General features: G+C 40.4%; 16 protein-coding genes, 1 tRNA gene and 1 pseudogene. 8 read left to right on the forward strand and 10 right to left on the reverse strand.

Translation table 11 applies throughout. The features are described 5' to 3' along the window. Positions 1-267: 267 nt before the first annotated feature. The 4 genes and pseudogenes from AAHJ11_RS20705 to AAHJ11_RS20720 form a co-directional block, all read right to left on the reverse strand. A complete protein-coding gene (locus AAHJ11_RS20705; RefSeq protein ID WP_148366626.1) occupies positions 268-1,164 on the reverse strand; it encodes a DUF6268 family outer membrane beta-barrel protein in 897 nt (298 codons plus the stop codon). Positions 1,165-1,413: 249 nt separating this feature from the next. Then, on the reverse strand, positions 1,414-1,731 hold the full coding sequence (locus AAHJ11_RS20710) for a hypothetical protein (protein ID WP_148366625.1): 318 nt from the start codon (positions 1,729-1,731) through the stop codon (positions 1,414-1,416). Positions 1,732-2,007: 276 nt separating this feature from the next. Beyond that, a complete protein-coding gene (locus tag AAHJ11_RS20715) occupies positions 2,008-3,510 on the reverse strand; it encodes a glutamine synthetase family protein (RefSeq protein ID WP_148366624.1) in 1,503 nt (500 codons plus the stop codon). 128 nt (positions 3,511-3,638) lie between these two features. Further along, a pseudogene (locus AAHJ11_RS20720) lies at positions 3,639-4,075 on the reverse strand (DUF4846 domain-containing protein). A gap of 133 nt (positions 4,076-4,208) precedes the next feature. Here AAHJ11_RS20720 and AAHJ11_RS20725 point away from each other — a divergent pair. The 7 genes from AAHJ11_RS20725 to AAHJ11_RS20755 all read left to right on the forward strand — a co-directional run bounded on the left by AAHJ11_RS20725 (position 4,209) and on the right by AAHJ11_RS20755 (position 11,474). Next, positions 4,209-4,919, forward strand: coding sequence for a DUF169 domain-containing protein (locus AAHJ11_RS20725; protein WP_148366623.1), 711 nt, complete (start codon positions 4,209-4,211; stop codon positions 4,917-4,919). 191 nt (positions 4,920-5,110) lie between these two features. Further along, positions 5,111-5,620, forward strand: coding sequence for an ECF transporter S component (locus tag AAHJ11_RS20730; RefSeq protein WP_148366622.1), 510 nt, complete (start codon positions 5,111-5,113; stop codon positions 5,618-5,620). Positions 5,621-5,634: 14 nt separating this feature from the next. Continuing rightward, entirely contained in the window at positions 5,635-6,570 is a 936-nt protein-coding gene (locus AAHJ11_RS20735) for a DUF362 domain-containing protein (RefSeq protein WP_004295850.1), read from the forward strand. Positions 6,571-6,577: 7 nt separating this feature from the next. Next, positions 6,578-8,122: a 4Fe-4S dicluster domain-containing protein gene (locus AAHJ11_RS20740; RefSeq protein WP_413580079.1), complete on the forward strand. Its 1,545-nt coding sequence runs from the start codon at positions 6,578-6,580 to the stop codon at positions 8,120-8,122. A gap of 167 nt (positions 8,123-8,289) precedes the next feature. Beyond that, the gene (locus AAHJ11_RS20745) at positions 8,290-9,096 is read left to right on the forward strand and encodes a patatin-like phospholipase family protein (protein WP_148366619.1); all 807 of its coding nucleotides are present in this window, start codon (positions 8,290-8,292) and stop codon (positions 9,094-9,096) included. Between the two features lie 53 nt (positions 9,097-9,149). Further along, complete coding sequence (locus AAHJ11_RS20750; RefSeq protein WP_217722890.1) at positions 9,150-10,847, forward strand: alpha-amylase family protein; 1,698 nt, start codon at positions 9,150-9,152, stop codon at positions 10,845-10,847. Between the two features lie 138 nt (positions 10,848-10,985). After that, positions 10,986-11,474 carry a PepSY-like domain-containing protein gene (locus AAHJ11_RS20755; protein WP_148366618.1) on the forward strand — a complete coding sequence of 163 codons (489 nt, stop codon included), beginning with the start codon at positions 10,986-10,988 and terminating at the stop codon, positions 11,472-11,474. An 89-nt stretch (positions 11,475-11,563) separates the two neighbouring features. Here the strand turns inward: AAHJ11_RS20755 and AAHJ11_RS20760 are convergent, their stop codons facing one another. The 6 genes from AAHJ11_RS20760 to AAHJ11_RS20785 form a co-directional block, all read right to left on the reverse strand. Continuing rightward, positions 11,564-13,576: an alpha amylase C-terminal domain-containing protein gene (locus AAHJ11_RS20760; protein WP_148366617.1), complete on the reverse strand. Its 2,013-nt coding sequence runs from the start codon at positions 13,574-13,576 to the stop codon at positions 11,564-11,566. Positions 13,577-13,594: 18 nt separating this feature from the next. After that, the gene (locus AAHJ11_RS20765; RefSeq protein ID WP_004295843.1) at positions 13,595-14,041 is read right to left on the reverse strand and encodes a YhcH/YjgK/YiaL family protein; all 447 of its coding nucleotides are present in this window, start codon (positions 14,039-14,041) and stop codon (positions 13,595-13,597) included. A 37-nt stretch (positions 14,042-14,078) separates the two neighbouring features. Beyond that, entirely contained in the window at positions 14,079-14,753 is a 675-nt protein-coding gene (locus AAHJ11_RS20770; protein ID WP_004295842.1) for a DUF2461 domain-containing protein, read from the reverse strand. Between the two features lie 277 nt (positions 14,754-15,030). Next, positions 15,031-15,627, reverse strand: a complete 597-nt coding sequence (locus AAHJ11_RS20775) for an aminotransferase class IV family protein (RefSeq protein WP_074558154.1) — start codon at positions 15,625-15,627, stop codon at positions 15,031-15,033. Beyond that, entirely contained in the window at positions 15,611-16,618 is a 1,008-nt protein-coding gene (locus AAHJ11_RS20780) for an aminodeoxychorismate synthase component I (RefSeq protein ID WP_217722888.1), read from the reverse strand. Before AAHJ11_RS20780 ends, AAHJ11_RS20775 begins: the two co-directional genes overlap by 17 nt. 126 nt (positions 16,619-16,744) lie before the next feature. Beyond that, positions 16,745-17,479 (reverse strand): hypothetical protein, encoded by a 735-nt coding sequence (locus AAHJ11_RS20785; RefSeq protein ID WP_148366614.1) that lies wholly within the window; start codon positions 17,477-17,479, stop codon positions 16,745-16,747. A 286-nt stretch (positions 17,480-17,765) separates the two neighbouring features. On the opposite strand from AAHJ11_RS20785, the gene AAHJ11_RS20790 reads away from it, so the two are divergent. Then, a tRNA-Arg gene (locus tag AAHJ11_RS20790) sits at positions 17,766-17,839 on the forward strand. The last annotated feature ends 350 nt before the right edge of the window (positions 17,840-18,189 follow it).

Below are 18,189 nucleotides of genomic sequence, written 5' to 3' on the forward strand. Positions count from 1 at the left end.
GGCAACTCAAATATATGATATACTTTTTATATCTACGCTGAAACAGATAACCGGGAATTAACCAGTAAGTATGCAGATTTATGATTCCCCATAAGATGACAGAAAGTAAAAGACTAACTCCCGTAGAAAGATTTAGCCCTAAACTATCGCTTTCGACAAAAGTGCCTCTGAACACTAAAAAAGAGACTACAAGAAATATCCCTATTTGCTTCAGTAACGTATATAATAGCATCTTAACTGACATCAGGCGATAAAGTTACCATTTTTTTAGAACTTATACTTCATTCCCACCGAAACATACATTGCCGGTTTAAAATAAGGGTCAGTCTCTCTGGACATATCTGCGAAAAAGGCTTTTAAAGTGCGGGTAGTGTAATAAGCTATTCTGCTGCACGATACACCGGCAGTAGCAGTAACAGAAAAAGAGTTCCCGATGCTTAACTCCGGCTGTAAACCTGCAATAATGAATTGCTGGGAAAACATAGTATCTTTCCCCTCCTTCTCCAACAAGGCCAGTGAACCGTTCATTTCCGCCAACAATCTTAGATTCAGAAATTTATTCATTCTCATTCCGACCGACACTTCCATGGCATTCAACATAGATACTTTTATTTGATAGCGTCCTTCAGTAGTCCAATCAAAATAAATAGCCGGAAATACCATCGGATAACCGAATGTGTTATTTACAGCCAATCCGGCTCCAAGAGATAAATTAGGCTTGAACTGCCGGATAAAAATAACTCCCCCCTGTCCCAGAACATTCTTCAGTCTTACATCAGAAGCCGTATAGACTCCTGCGCCAACTGTCATTAACAATAACCATTTCTTGCTGATGGGACGAATATGAATGACGCTCAATTGCAAATTTATAATCTGATCTATATCTATATAAGATTGAAGGTTCTTATTGTTCATAGCTGTATAACTTCCTCCCGCTGAAAGCATCCAAGAAGTAGGCTGGCTCCTTTCATTCATTTTCTGTGAAACCGGAATGTTGACGTTTCCTTCAACAAACCGCATATCGCCTTTACCGTCTGTTTCCTGATTCTCTTCATTCTTATATCGTGAAGAAGAGATATATCCCGTTCTGACCGTCACTTGCGCATACGCATCTTCCGGCAACAATAAAATCAAAACAACCGCACTTAATAAAATACACTTCATCTTTTGTCTACTTTTAGGTTTGAATGCAACAAAAATAGAGCTAAACTAGTCACCGCCGGGAAATTGTAGACGAAACCCTGCATTCTGTATACAAAACTATTGATAAAAGACAATCAATCATGAACGCAACCCAATCATCCTTTAACGACTTTATCGGACTGGATGGGAAGTTGGCAGATAAAAACAGAAATCCTGATTCATCACGAACCAGGATTTCTTTATGAGTATTACTACATTCGAAGTTTTATTTTATTCTTTTACTTCTTCACCTTTTTCGTTCATCAGCACTGTCAGTACCTGAACATCTTCCGTAGTAAGGACTACCTTATAAATCTTACCGCTTTCTTTTTCAGCGACATAAGCTTCCGTAATGGCAGCACCTTCATAATTTTTAGCGATCGCCTGTACTACTGCCTCCGGCAGTTCTTTAACATCAATCTTTGTAAACTCATCCTGTGGAGCCTGTACGTTAGTTTCTACAGTTGTAGCGTTACTAACTTCCTGTGCAAATGCTACAGAGCTACCCAATCCCATCACCAATGCTACTGCTACTAATACCTTTTTCATAATCGTAATTTTTTTAAGTGTGAACTACTAAATCATTATTAACTTGTTTCTTACACTTAATAGGTAGCAAAAGAGGTACCAAAGTTCCAGAATGAGCATACATCATTAGTAATCAATCAAATACAAGATACACTCATTTATTATATTGTAGAACTAGTGTGGAATTGTGTAGAAAGTGACGGCAATAATTGGGGAAAATATGCCGATTTACCACTGGCAATCAAAATTATATTCTGAACACCCTGCACATTTCGCCGACACACCATCGTCTTTCAATCATCCACAATGGAAATACTTATTTACTAAATCCAGCATTTCCATCGGCTTTCCTTCCAGATCCGCACGCAACGTTTTATCTTCGTAACTGCGAAGTCTGCGGATGATACCGTCAATCATTGCCGGACTAAACACGTTATATTGCTCAAAGATTGCCCGTTGTTGTTGCAAGCAATCGGCAGAAGCTTCACAGCTATCCGGCAGTTGCGCCAGTGATTTCAGTTTATCTTCATTCTCTTTCTGATGGATATTCACATTTACATAAGTTTTTTCAGCAATATCCAGCGCATTTTCAATCTCAAAACCATGACGGCAGGCAACAGCCAAACCAGCCAATAATTGATATAAATCTGCCGAACCATCCGGAGAGCGCATTTCTACCGTCTGCTTCTGACTGGTGTCAAAATGACTTTCAGCTTCCAATGGGTTTGCCAATGTACACATATCTGTTTTTGCAGCCCATCCCAGAGGTACGCGCACTAATACAGAGCGGTTGCGGTCTCCCCAACAAACATTGGTAGGTGCTTCCTGATGAGGAACGAGACGGAAGTAAGAAGTAGGATTGGTATTTCCGAAAGCAGTAATTGACGGAGCAAGTACCATCATTCCGGCAATTGCCTTGCGTGCTGTATCCGACAAAACACCGTCTTTCAGCATCTGGTTCTTTCCATCTTTCATGATACGCATGTGGACATGCAAGCCCGAACCGGCTTTACCTGCCGTAATTTTTGGAGCAAAGGTTACATTGTATCCATATCTAAATCCCAGGTTACGAATCACCCATTTGGCAATCATTAATTGATCTGCTGCCTGCGATACAGGGACCGGCAGGAATTCTATTTCATTCTGCTCATAGATATAACCATCCAGCGTGAAATTACCGACTTCAGAGTGTCCATACTTTATTTGTCCGCCTGTCTGTGCGATGTAAGACATACATTGAGTACGGAATTCATTGAATTTAGCATAAGGACCCGATTCATGATAACCACGTTGGTCGGTTGCCTGAAACATACCGGTGTCCGGGGCTATTACATAATATTCCAATTCGCCCATTGCCTGAAATTCCATTCCGGTAACTTCTGTAAAAGTCTTGCTTGCTTTGTAAAGAGTATGTTCTGGTGCACTTTCAAGTGGTTCGCCGTCTTTATTGAAGAAAGAGCAAAGCATGGACAGCGTCGGAATCTCGGCAAACGGATCAACGAATGCAGTGCAAAAACGGGGAATCACATAAAGGTCACTACTGCCCGCTTCTATAAATGAGAAAAGGCTGGAACCGTCTACCCGTTCTCCACATGTGAGAATAGCTTCCAAATAAGCTTGATTGTTGATGACAAAGTTCAGAGTTTTCAAACGCCCGTCTCCCGCCGGATACATAAAATTAACCATGCGGATATCTTTTTGCTGGATAAATGAGATAATGTCAGCTTTTGTAAACTCTGAAGTTGGTTTTTGAAGGAATGCCACCAACTGGTTAGCATTCATTGATAAATCATAATTCATAATCGGTTGTTTTTCGTTGTTGTATGATTAAAACGGTTTGTTGAATGCCAAAGATAATGAAAAGATAGAAAATTAAGTAAGAAAAGATTTAATTATTTCTTTGTTATGTTGCATTTACGTCTATTCTCCTATTTAAAACGCTTCAGGTCTTTCTTCTCAAAAATCCATTCCGGAGTGTATAGTTTCCCTGCATCCGTTTCCGTCAGCTCATACCAGGGAGAAAGGTCGCGGCTGGTTGGATTGACCAGAATATGAATCTGTTGGGCGGGCATATAGCCTTGTGCCAGGAGGCATCGGCACACTGCTGCAAATCGCGGTTGCCTATCTCCATATCTACGACTGCAAATGCAGCTGCCTGATTGGCTTTCTCTTTTCCATTGTAGAGTAACACTTTACTGCCTTTAGGCAGCATTGGCAAATTGCGCAAATAAGTTGTAAACGAATTAGCAGGGCAGGTCTCTCTGACATATCCTGACGGAGGAGCGATTCTATCTGCAAGCCTCTCCTGTCCCCATGACTGAAAGACTGTGAAAAGTAAGCCTGCACACATTAACAAATATTTCATATCGGTTCTTCTTATTTCATTCCGGACAAATATAAGTAATTATTATTGAAAACGAAGATAAATCACTTGCGCTTATCCTTTTTTATTCTAACTTTGTAGAAAGACGTGCAACAGAACTAAAATTGATAAGCTTATGGATATCCAAACTTTTATTCAAAATTTCAAAGAGGCATTCGGAGAAAAAGCTGAATTGCCTCTTGTTTTCTGGTACTCAGATGAGCAAAAAGGAGAGACAGAAAAGATAAACGGTTGCTTCTTTAAAGGTATGAAGACGGCAAGAGATGGTGGTATTATCAGCCTGAATGCCGAAAACATCGGCTGTGGCGGCGGTAAATTCTATACTGGTTTCACCGAAATGCCGGAACATGTGCCGACTTTCGTTTCACTCAAAGAGAAATACAAACAGACTCCCGAAATGGTCATCGACTTTATACAGCAAATCAGAGTTCCCCGAACAGAAAAAAAGTATCTTCATTTTGCACGTATAGATAAGGTAGAAAGTCTTGAAGAGATGGAAGGAGTTGTATTTCTGGCAAATCCGGATATGCTTTCGGGATTAACCACTTGGGCTTTTTACGATAATAACGCAGAAGATTGCGTCGTTTCTACCTTTGGTTCCGGCTGTAGTGCCGTAGTGACACAAGCCACGATAGAGAATCGTAAAGGAGGCAAACGTACTTTCCTCGGTTTCTTCGACCCATCGGTTCGCCCTCATTTCGAAGCTGACAAACTAAGCTATACCATACCTATGTCCAGATTTAAAGAGATGTATGAGACAATGCGGAAAAGCTGTCTATTTGATACGCATGCATGGGGAAAGATTAAGGAAAGGATGAATGGGTAGTCCTGCTTGTCTTTGGAAGTTTCCCATAAGGCAACAGTTTGCATACGGGGAAACTATGGTTATCTACGGGGGAATGAATTCTTTTCCTACGGGATTAAAATAATATACCAATCAGATTAAACCTTTTATCAGGAGAAAAGTCTTATTATTAATATATTATCGTTCTATTCAACATTAAAGTATCAACGAAAATGGAAACATCCGCCAAACTCTATTCGCTGAAACACAGCAATGTGAAAACCTACCTGTTCGCCTTACTGTTCGTAGCGGGTAACATTGCACTTCCACAATTATGCCATCTTATACCTTATGGTGGTCCTACCCTGTTACCTATTTACTTTTTCACGCTGATTGCGGCTTATAAATATGGTTTTCTTGTAGGATTATTGACTGCTATCCTTTCACCAGTCATCAATCATTTATTGTTTGCCATGCCCTCGGAGGCGGTACTTCCCATCCTATTAATCAAATCATCCTTACTCGCCGGAGCTTCAGCTCTTGCAGCACGTACTATAAAATCGGTTTCATTACTGGCCATTCTTGGTGTCGTACTCACTTATCAGGTCATAGGCACTGCATTTGAATGGGCCATCGTCGGAAGTTTCTACGAAGCAGTACAGGACTTCCGTATCGGTATTCCGGGAATGTTACTGCAATGGTTCGGCGGATACGCCCTCCTGAAAGCAATTGCAAAACTCTAAACTAATATAGAAAGATGGACAGAAGGGACTTTTTAAAAACAGTAGCTATCACCGGAGCCGCCCTGACTATACAGCGTTCAGAGGCTATGGAGGTGTTAACTCAAACAATCAATAAAGCAAACGGAAGCAATCCTGATCTGGTGGCCGTTATGGGTGGAGAACCCGAAGAGATGTTCCGCCGTGCCATAAGCGAACTGGGGGGTATGAAGCAATTCGTCAAACCGGGACAGAAAGTGGTTGTAAAACCTAATATCGGTTGGGACAAAGTGCCGGAACTGGCGGGAAATACGAATCCGAAACTGATTGAAGAAATCGTCAGACAATGTTTTGCCGCCGGAGCTAAAGAAGTGGTCGTGTTCGACCATACTTGTGACGATTGGCAGAAATGCTACAAAAACAGTGGTATTGAAGCTGCTGCCAAAAAAGCCGGAGCCAAAGTAATGCCTGCACATCTGGAATCGTATTACAAACCAATCGATCTGCCGAAAGGCAAAAAGATGAAGAAAGCCAAAGTGCACGAAGCGATTCTGGATTGTGATGTATGGATCAATGTTCCTATTCTGAAGAATCACGGAGGTGCGAATCTGACTATCTCCATGAAAAATCACATGGGGATTGTGTGGGATCGCGGATTCTTCCACCAGAACGATTTGCAACAATGCATCGCAGATATCTGTACATTACAGAAGAAAGCTGTACTCAACGTAGTAGACGCCTACCGGATCATGAAAACAAACGGTCCCCGGGGACGCTCTGCATCCGATGTTGTACTGGCAAAAGGATTGTTTATCTCACCGGATATTGTAGCCGTGGATACGGCTGCTGCCAAGTTCTTCAATCAAGTACGTGAGATGCCACTGGATACAGTAGGACATCTCGCCAATGGGGAAGCATTGAAAATAGGAACCATGAACATTGACAAATTGAATGTCAAGCGAATTAAGATGTAAAACAACCATGTTAAGAAGGCTACGTATTGGAATATCAGCACTTTTATTTGTGCTGATTTCTTTCTTTTTTCTCGATTTCGCAGAAATATTACCGAACAGTTTCCATCGGCTGGCACATTTGCAATTTGTTCCAGCTTTGCTTTCACTAAGTATAGGTATCTTATTATTTCTTATTGCGTTAACGCTTTTATTCGGGCGTGTATATTGTTCTACAATCTGCCCTATGGGTATCTTGCAGGATGTGATTGCACGCATTTCCAAAGCAACGGGAAAAAAGAAAAAAAGATATAGTTACAGTCCTGCAAAAAACAAATTGCGCTGGGGTGTGCTCGGACTGACAGTGATCGGGTTTCTATGCGGATTTACATTTATTGTTGGTTTGCTCGATCCGTACAGTGCGTATGGACGTGTAGTAGTGCACATATTCAAACCTATCTATATGCTGGGGAATAATCTGCTGGAATCACTCTTTGCCAGATTTGACAATTATACATTTTATCAGGTAGACACCTCCATCTTGAGCATTTCTTCCCTTCTCATCGCTATTATTACTCTTGCAATCATCTTTGTAATGGCATGGAAACATGGACGGACATGGTGCAATACGATTTGTCCCGTAGGAACAATATTGGGATTATTGAGTCGATTTTCATTATTCAAAGTCCGTATTGATACTACCAAATGTAATGGATGCGGGCTTTGTGCCACCAAATGCAAAGCAGCTTGCATCAATAGCAAAGAACACGCTATTGATTATAGCCGTTGTGTAGATTGTTTCAACTGTCTGGGAGCATGCAAACAAAAAGCATTAGTCTACGCCCCTTCTTTCAAAAAACAGTCTGATGTAGAAACTCCTGCACCATCATCACCGGATTTGGATTCATCCAAACGCCGTTTTTTGGTCGCCGGTCTTGTTACTGCCGGAGCAACCCCCAAACTCATCTCCCAGGCCAAGGAATCTGTAGCAAGTCTGGAAGGTAAGAAGGCATACAAAAAGGAGAATCCGATCACTCCTCCGGGGTCTATCAGTCGGGGACACTTCCAACAGCAATGTACATCCTGTCATCTTTGTGTCAGCAAATGCCCTTCTCATATCTTGAAACCGGCTTTCATGGAATATGGCTTGGCAGGCATGATGCAACCTACTGTTAGCTTTGAGAAAGGATTTTGTAACTTTGACTGTACTGTCTGTGGAGATGTCTGTCCCAATGGAGCAATTCTTCCCATAAGTGTAGAGCAAAAACATCTTACACAAATGGGATATGTTGTTTTCATCAAGGAAAATTGCATTGTTTATACTGATGGAACCAGTTGCGGAGCCTGCTCCGAACACTGTCCCACGCAAGCAGTGGCGATGGTGCCGTATAAGGACGGATTGACAATTCCTCATGTAAATCAAGAAATATGTGTAGGTTGTGGAGGATGTGAATATGTTTGCCCCGCCCGTCCATTCCGTGCCATCTATATCGAAGGAAATCCTGTACAAAAAGAAGCAAAGCCATTTAAAGAAAGCGAAGAGCACAAAGTTGAGATAGACGATTTCGGATTCTGACCGGCATGGTGCCGGAGCAGAGTTTCCATCCGTATTTTATGTTCTATGCCGGTTTATTTCAAATGTGAATAAGACAGATGGTATGGATTTTAAAAAAAACTATCCATTATATTCCTCCTACTCTCAATAAATTCACTAAATTCGTGGCGAACTAAAGAAAGCAATTCATGGAGGTATTCACAAATAACTGGAATAGCCGGAAATATCAGATTGGCTATGCACTAAGCGGAGGATTTATTAAAGGATTTGCCCATTTGGGAGTCATGCAAGCTCTTCTGGAACATGATATTAAACCGGAAATCATCTCTGGAGTAAGTGCAGGAGCACTTGCAGGTGTCTTTTATGCCGACGGCAACGAGCCACACAAAGTACTTGATTATTTCTCCGGACATAAATTCCAGGATTTAACCAAATTGGTGATCCCCAAGAAGGGATTATTTGACCTCTGTGAATTTATTGATTTTCTCCGGACTAACTTAAAAGCAAAAAAACTGGAAGAGCTACAACTTCCCCTGATTATCACAGCAACTGACCTCGATCACGGTCGCATGGTTCACTTTCATCGGGGAAACATAGCGGAACGGGTCGCAGCTTCCTGCTGTATGCCTGTCATGTTTTCTCCGGTCAACATAGAAGGCACTAACTATGTGGATGGAGGATTGATGATGAATCTTCCGGTCTCTACCCTGCGCAGGATTTGCGATAAGGTGGTAGCTGTCAACGTAAGTCCCATCATGGCACAGGATTACAAAATGAATATTGTAAGCATTGCTATGCGCTCATTCCATTTCATGTTCCGCGCCAACACCTTTCCCGAAAGAGAAAAATGCGATTTATTAATCGAACCATACAACCTATACGGATACAGTAACACAGAACTGGAGAAAGCTGAAGAAATCTTCGAGCAAGGATATAATATGGCTAACGAAATACTTAATCAACTGTTGGAAGAAAAGGGGAAAATATGGAAATAACCTCCTATCCATCAGAAATAAGAATGAAGACGAATATTAATAATCTACTCTATATGAATGACGAAAATAAAATAATTATCTACCAAGTATTCACCCGCCTGTTTGGAAATAATAATAACCACTGTGTCTACAACGGAGACATTGCTACCAATGGCTGTGGGAAAATGGCTGATTTCACACTCAAAGCACTTGGTGAAATCAAGAAACTGGGTACTACGCATATATGGTACACAGGCATCATTGAGCATGCCACTCAAACGGATTATCGCCGTTATAACATCAGACCGGATCATCCTGCCGTTGTAAAAGGAAAAGCGGGTTCTCCCTATGCTATCAAGGATTATTATGATGTAGATCCTGACTTGGCTAACGATGTGCAAGGACGTATGAAGGAATTTGAGAATCTGGTACATCGCACACATCGCACAGGTTTGAAAGTGATTATTGATTTTGTACCTAATCACGTAGCACGCCAATATCATTCGGATGCACAACCGGACGGTACGACCGAATTGGGAGCTAATGATGACTCCAGCCAATCTTTCAGCCCATATAATAATTTCTATTATATTCCGCAAGCGGAACTTCATGCCCAGTTCGATATGAAAGACGGTGCAGCAGAGCCTTACCGGGAATTCCCGGCGAAAGCCACCGGTAACAACCGTTTTGATGCTACTCCCAATATCACCGACTGGTATGAAACAGTGAAATTAAACTATGGAGTGGATTATCAGAATGGCGGTACCTGCCACTTCTCCCCGACTCCGGATACTTGGATAAAGATGCTGGACATTCTTCTTTTCTGGGCATCAAAAGACATTGACGGTTTCCGCTGCGACATGGCCGAAATGGTTCCTGTTGAATTCTGGGAATGGGCTATTCCTCAAGTAAAAGAGGCTTATCCTGAAATACTTTTCATCGCAGAGGTTTACAATCCCGGTGAATACCGCAACTATCTGTTCCGCGGCAAGTTTGATTACCTGTATGATAAGGTAGGGCTGTATGATACATTACGTAATGTAGCTTGTGGATATGAATCTGCATCTGCTATCACTCATTGTTGGCAAAGCCTGAATGGAATAGAGAAAAAGATGCTCAACTTTCTTGAGAACCACGACGAACAGCGCATCGCTTCTAATTTCTTTGCCGGCAACCCGCGTAAAGGAATTCCCGCACTGATTGTTTCCGCCTGTATGAACACTAATCCTATGATGATCTACTTCGGTCAGGAGTTTGGAGAACTGGGCATGGATAGTGAAGGATTCAGCGGAAGGGACGGACGGACTACCATATTCGATTATTGGAGCGTAGACACCATACGACGCTGGCGCAACGGAGGCAAATTTGACGGGAAGATGCTTACTGAAGAGCATAAGCACCTCTACTCTATCTACCAAAAAGTACTGACTATTTGTAACAAAGAGCAGGCAATCAGCAAGGGAGTATTCTTTGACTTAATGTATGCCAATATAAACGGATGGCGTTTCAATGAGCATAAGCAATATACTTTTATGCGAAAATATAAAAATGAGATTCTGTTTTTCATTATTAATTTCGACAGTCAACTGGTAGATGTTGCTATCAATGTGCCTTCACATGCTTTCGACTTTTTACAGATTCCTCAAATGGAATCATATCAGGCCACTGATTTGATGACGGGTGCTAAAGAAGAAATCAGCCTATTACCTTATAAACCCACGGATGTTTCAGTAGGAGGCTATAACGGAAAGATTTTGAAGATTACTTTTTAAGTAAAAAGACTAAGACCTGTATACCCTTCATCCCTCGGTCACTTATGAATGACCGGGGGATTATTTTATGCACATCACTCAAACAAATATTCTCAAAGGCTGTTTAGTTAGATAAATAATCCTCTAAACTCAAAGCTTATGAAGAAATTTATGATTTGTGCTATCGCATTGTTTCTACTATTATCTACATCTGCCTTTGGAGATACCCCTCCCGGCAATGTACAGTCAACTTTCAAGAAAATGTATCCCAAAGCAAATGGCGTCGCCTGGTCACAAGACGATGGATATTATTGTGCCAACTTTCCAATGAATGGATTTACTAAAAATGTGTGGTTTGACGTCCGGGGACAATGGGTGATGACGCAGACAGATCTTGTCAGTCTCGACCGGCTCACCCCAACAGTCTATAATGCCTTTGTATCCGGGCCATACGCAAATTGGGTGGTAGATAATGTGACAATGGTGGAGTTTCCCAAATGGCAGGCCATTATAGTAATTAAGGTAGGGCAAGATAATGTTGACATCAAATATCAGTTATTCTATACTCCACAAGGGGTATTGCTCAAAACGCGCAACGTTAGTGATATGTATGACATTCTCGGGCCAAGTACCTTTCTGGAAAACTAGGAACTGAATCATAGAACAGGGTAATAAATGAGAAAGCCCCCACAAATATTATTGAATATCTGCGGGGGCTTCTTGATTTAAAAATAAAATTATTTTTTCTTTCTAAGTACTACGGCGGTACGGGCAGGAATATAGAGTTTCAACCACTCTTTCTTTTCCTTCTTGTACAACGGATCGGTAATAGTGAAATGCACGACAGAGTCGTCTGCCAAACCGTTTCCTCCAAATGCAACATCGTCCGTGTTCAGTATCACTTCATAAGCTCCCGGAGTTACCAGGAATCCATAATCAGTGAACGACTGCTTCGGATTAAAGTTAAAGACAAATATAAGGTCCTTACGTTCGTATGCCAATACCTGATCGCCATCATTATGCCATATTTCCTGAACTGGTGTTGCCTGGAAATCTTTCACACTCTTGATAACTTTCAGCATTTCTTTATCAAAATCACCCATATAGTGATAGGTCAGATTTTTGTTGTCCACCAAATCCCATTGGCGGCGGGCATATTTGCACGACCATCCGTTACCTTCACGCGGGAAATCAATCCATTCGGGATGCCCGAATTCATTTCCCATAAAGTTCAGATAACCTCCGTTGATAGTCGAAGAGGTCAGCAAACGAATCATTTTATGCAAAGCAATACCACGGTTGACAACATAATTTTCGTCTCCCTTCTGCATGTGCCAGTACATATCGGCATCAATCAGGCGGAAGATAATCGTCTTATCTCCTACCAATGCCTGGTCATGACTTTCTGCATACGAAATGGTCTTTTCATCCTGGCGACGGTTGGTTACTTCCCAGAACATGCTGGAAGGTTTCCAGTCTTCATCGATCTTTTCTTTGATTGTCTTGATCCAGTAGTCCGGAATATTCATAGCCATACGATAATCGAAGCCATAACCGCCATCTTCCACTTTGGCAGCCAGTCCCGGCATACCGGAAACTTCTTCCGCAATGGTTATCGCCTTCGGATTTACCTGATGAATCACTTCATTAGCCAGTGTCAGGTAACAAATCGCATTATCATCCTGATGACCGTTGAAATAATCTCCATAGTTACAGAAGGCTTCACCCAATCCGTGGCTGTAATATAACATAGAAGTCACTCCATCAAAACGGAATCCGTCAAACTTATATTCTTCCAGCCAGTACTTGCAGTTTGACAACAGGAAGTGGATTACTTCATTCTTGCCATAATCGAAGCAGAGAGAGTCCCAAGCCGGATGTTCGCGACGAGCGCCCGGATAAAAATACTGATTCGGATCACCGGCAAAGTTTCCTAATCCTTCTACTTCATTCTTCACTGCATGTGAATGAACGATGTCCATAATCACAGCAATCCCCATCTCATGAGCAGCATCAATCAGTGCTTTTAATTCATCGGGGGTACCAAAACGCGAAGAAGCAGCAAAGAAACTGGATACATGATAGCCGAAGCTTCCATAATATGGATGTTCCTGAATAGCCATAATCTGGATACAATTATATCCTTCTTCAGCAATACGAGGAAGTATTTTCTCGCGGAATTCGTTATATGTGCCCACTTTTTCCTCCTGCTGTGCCATTCCGATATGACATTCATAAATCAACAGCGGATTCGTGTCGGGCTTAAATGTTTTCTTCTTGAATTTATAGGGGTTCTCCGGAGCCCAGACTTGTGCACTGAATATTTTGGTCTGTTCATCCTGTACCACACGTGTAGCCCATGCAGGAATACGCTCGCCTTGTCCGCCTTCCCAATATACATTCAGTTTGTAGAGATCGCCATGATGAATGGCATCCGCCGGCAGATTGATTTCCCAATTGCCATTCTTTTGTTTTTCCAGCTTATAAGCAGCTTTCTCCTCCCAGTTATTAAATGTACCCACCATATAAATATGAGTAGCATTGGGGGCCCATTCACGGAAAGTCCACCCCTTATCGGTGCGATGCAATCCAAAATAAAGATACCCCGATGCAAAATCTGAAAGGGTTTGTTTCCCCTTATTCGTCAATTCAGCTTCTTTGTCTAATACATACTGATGACGCCCGGTAATAGCACCGGCAAAAGGTTCCAGCCAGGGATCGTTTTTTATGAGATTAAGTGTCTTTTCCATATCAGAATTGAATTAGGATTATGCTTTTACTTTTACAATTACTTTCTTCACACCATCCGGAGTGATACCGGGAGCATGACCGTCTTGCGGGAAAAAGATAGCAAACATTCCCGGTTTCACGGCAACGTATGTTTCTGCTAATCCTTCGAAGAAAGTAATATCTTTTTCTGCGTTATAAGGTGCATCTGCCGGAACACAGTCTTTAGCAGCAGTATACCCCATTATTTCTGTTCCCGACAATGGGATTTGAATATCAATAAATTCGTTATGAGTTTCCAGTTTGGCTTCCTCTTTTGTTTTAGGTTTGGTTTGTGCAATATTCACCAACAGATCTTTTCCTTTCAGTTCTGTCTTACCAACTTCCATGGCTTGGAGGTCATGAGACTTCAAGAATTCAATAGCTTGTGCAAACAGAGGGTTTAAAGACGCATATTTCTCCAGATTTTCTAAAGTATCTACTACCATATAAGTTAAATTTTAAAGTTTATATTCTAGGCATTATTTATTCAAAATCATCAATTGTATAATTTATAAAATCGGCAAACCGTTTGAATTGCCGGAACACTTTGTCTATCTGTTCCAACATATCCGGTCGGGTGAAGAAGTTATCGGGAACATTATAAGAGCAAACATATTCTTTACATTTCAAATAATCAATGTACTTGAAATCTTTCGGAAAACCTTTCGGAGCTGTTTTCAGAAAATCCTCTCCTATCACCGGAAAGTATTTCTTAAACTCCGGATCTTCTACGATCGCAACAAACTCTTCGATATTATCATAGATAGATTGTCGCACTGCTTTCAGGATATTGGTAGGCAGACACAGGCTTCCTCCGGCAAGCATAGAACCATCCGGCTGCAAGTGTACATAATATCCACAATGATCGGACTTCTTTCCTTTGGCATTGATATAACCTCCGAAATGTATTTTATAAGGTGTTTTATCCGCAGAGAAGCGGGTATCCCGGTAAATACGATAAGTACAGTCTTTGGGCTGAATCCCCCGGATAGTTTCATCAAACAAGGAAATACGGGCGATCACTGTTGCCAAAAAGTTGTCGAACTCGGCACGGGCTGTTTCATATTCTGCCTTATGCTCATTAAACCACTCACGATTATTATTCGCGGAAAGATCTTTTAAAAACTGAAAGATAACGGGTATGTTCATCTTTATCATTTTCTATTATTACTCTACAAACGTACAAATTTTATTTCATATAAACTACAAAAGGGGGTAAAAGGACATAAAAAAAGCATCGGCCTGGTAAAACCGATGCTCTAACACATTTATCAAAAAAACAGACTCTTCTGTCTCTGACGTACTTTAGCTTTCACAAGTGAAGTACAATCTCTTTAATTAATCTTATATCTAATACTATGAAAAACACATAAATATAACAGAACAAAAGAGACATTTGTTCAGCAGTTCTCTGTATATTTCAGTTAATTATAGTTTATAGAATTAAATGTTTCTCATTTATAGGCAATATAATGCGTTTCCAGTCAATCATTGCGTTGAATAACATGATATGGGAATAGTCTTTCAAACATATTTGCGGAATGTCTTTCTCAACAATGAGCTGCCTGTCCAAAAATTCGCTTCGTTTCGTCCCACGGAGTAACGGATGAGCCGGTGTGAACCAAGTATCTCCGTCATAGAGAGCAACATTAGCTATAGAGGTATCTGTCAGATAGCCATTTCTCACAATTAAAACATCATCCGCCATTCCTCTTTGAGCGTACAAAGCATTCAGTTCTTCCCGATGCGCACTTTTATAAGTATAATCAATGGTATCAGACACAACCAAATGCAAAGAAGAAACCTGTCGCATCTGATAAGGCGCATACGTAACTTCTTCCACTTCTTTTCCATATACAATCCGGCATTTATGAATTCCATTTAAAGTGGGCGGAGATATAAATTCCCGTAAATCCAGCGGAGTGCAGTCTTTCCAAAAAGCTGCACGGGTTTTATTAAAGCGCTCTGTGTGATAATCAAGATTATAAATCTGTCCATCCTCTATCCGGATAGTCTCAATAAATGGGTACATATACTTTCTGTTTCATTTCATTATACTCACTTTCCACATCACTCTGGCAGGTAATCCCACCTCCACTTTTAAAATACATCTTTTCCCCTTCCTGTTCTACAAAACGTATCATAACAGCACTATCTAAATCAATGCCATCAGAATATCCCATAACTCCTGTATAAAATCCTCTGTCGTAGGTTTCAGCTTCCTGGATAATCTGCATCGTCTTTTTCTTTGGAGCACCGGTAATAGAACCGGCTGGCAGTAATCTGAAAATAATATCTCCCAAATGCTCCTGATAATTTTCGGGCAATATACCCTGAATTTCAGAACTCGTCTGAAAAATGGCTCCCCGATTAGTCTGTAACCTATCCATATACCGATACCGGGAAACTGACACTCGGCTGGCAACCATACTTAAATCATTACGAATCAGATCTACAATGGTAGCATGTTCGGCAGTCTCTTTCGGATCATTCATTAATAATTGAGCAGCGGAGGGAATTGAAGCATCAATGGTTCCCTTCATCGGATATGAGCTAATTTTTCCCTGATGAATTCTAATAAATATTTCAGGAGAGAAAACCGTAAAACGGTCTTTAACCCATAACTTATAAATCGCTTTTGAGCGAAAATAAATATCTTTCAGAGTGAGATTGGTTTCTACCGGAGTGCGACACGTCAAATTTGTAAGGAAGCTATTTCCTGCCAGGATGTTCTGTCGCACGATATTAAACGAACGTTGATAGGAAAAGAAAGATTCTGCAAAAGGCTGCCAATGTAGTGAAGGCATTGCTTTTGCAGAGTAAGTAGCCATGTCATCTTCATCTGATATGGTCTGATTGGTAAATCCATTCAGATTATACAAAACTTCAGTAGAATCAACAGCAGCAACCTCCTCTATATAAGACACATCTTGTAGATAATTTATAATGAAAATGAAAGGACGATGGAGTTGTCCCAACTGATTCATTCGTTTGATAGCCTGTTCCTTATTATATAAGTGCATAAAATACTTCTACGTTTAGAAAAGCAAATGTACACAAAAAGTATAGATTAGAAAAAGATAGCAATAAAAAAGGGTTGTCCGACGTGTCATATCGGCAACCCTTTATCATTTACAAGATTGGTCAAATTACTTCATAACAGCTTTTACTTGAGGAAGCATCTTCTTCACATTTTCATTTTCCGGAGAGATCTTAGCAGCTTCTTCCAGATAGTCTAATGCTTCTTTAAATCTACCATCAGCTTTTTCTTTTTCTGCAGCATATTTATCTGCATCAGAATTTGCCAAAGGAGCAGCTTTCTTCAGGATATTAGCGCCATCATTATAGCACAGAACTCCTAAACTGTACAATGCATTTGTTTTATACTGCTTGTGATCCAAAGGAATTACTTTCTTAAAACAGTCTTCTGCTTCTTCTGCTTTTCCGGCTTTCTGTGCAGCAAGTCCTGCTTTCAAATAGTGAAGGCTATAATTCTTTACCATTGTTGTATTCTTAGGATCTACTTTCAATCCTTCTTCCAATGTAGCTACATATTCAGCAGTCTTCTTTTGTGCATCTAAAGCCAAAGCTTTGCGAGCATAAGCATTTCCGATATTGAACTTCTTTTGAATTGCTATATCAAAAAGACTCACAGCTTCCGGATACTTCTTCACAGCATCGGCAGCTATACCACAATAATAAGCGGTTGCAGAATCTTGATTATTCGTTTGTTTCAAATATTCACTGAATTTCGCATACGCTACAGGATAATTTTTAGCATTAAATGCATCATTTCCTTCTTTTTTCAATTGCTCTGGGTCGGTTTGTGCAAAAACATTAGTCACTACAATACAAAATGCAAATAAAAAAATCAATTTCTTCATAACTTTATGTGTTTTTTAGTTGTTTATCGTTCAAAAGTAGAAGTTATAATAGAAAAACACAACCCTATTTTATTTTTTTGAGCTTTTTGAAACCTATATAACGTTCGTTATTCTTCGTAAAAATGGCGTTTTTCTATTTAATACTCCCAAACCATATAAATAAACAAAATTCATCTCTATTATAAACTACTGATTCATAGTCACAAAGAAATATATGAATAAAAAAATGCCGGAAAGTTTTTGAATTTTCATAAAAAGCACTACCTTTGCATCCGCAAATAAGGCTGGTTCCGTAGCTCAGCTGGATAGAGCAACGCCCTTCTAAGGCGTGGGTCAAGCGTTCGAATCGCTTCGGAATCACTTAAAGGATTGATAATTCAAGAATTATCAATCCTTTTCTTTTTATCTAAAGAGTCTCGAATTTCATGCAAACAATTGGAGGGTCACCCCGAAAACGGGGGCCGTTTGAAAAGTTGGGGAATGTGTTTCATTCATTTCCGTACCAGATTTGAACTAATTCATTGTATAGGGGTTTAAACTAAACATTACATAATAAAAAAACCATCTATCATGCTATCATTTATTTTAGTAATATTCTAATTATCAAAAGAATAAATATGATAGATCGCTCTAAAAAAAATGTATCTATCATACTTTTACCAGTAAAAACGGGTTATCTATCATCTACAAAATAGCCGTATAAATATTCT

It is taken from the genome of Bacteroides sp. 90-K9/2 (assembly GCF_047310725.1).
GTDB lineage: Bacteria > Bacteroidota > Bacteroidia > Bacteroidales > Bacteroidaceae > Bacteroides > Bacteroides vicugnae.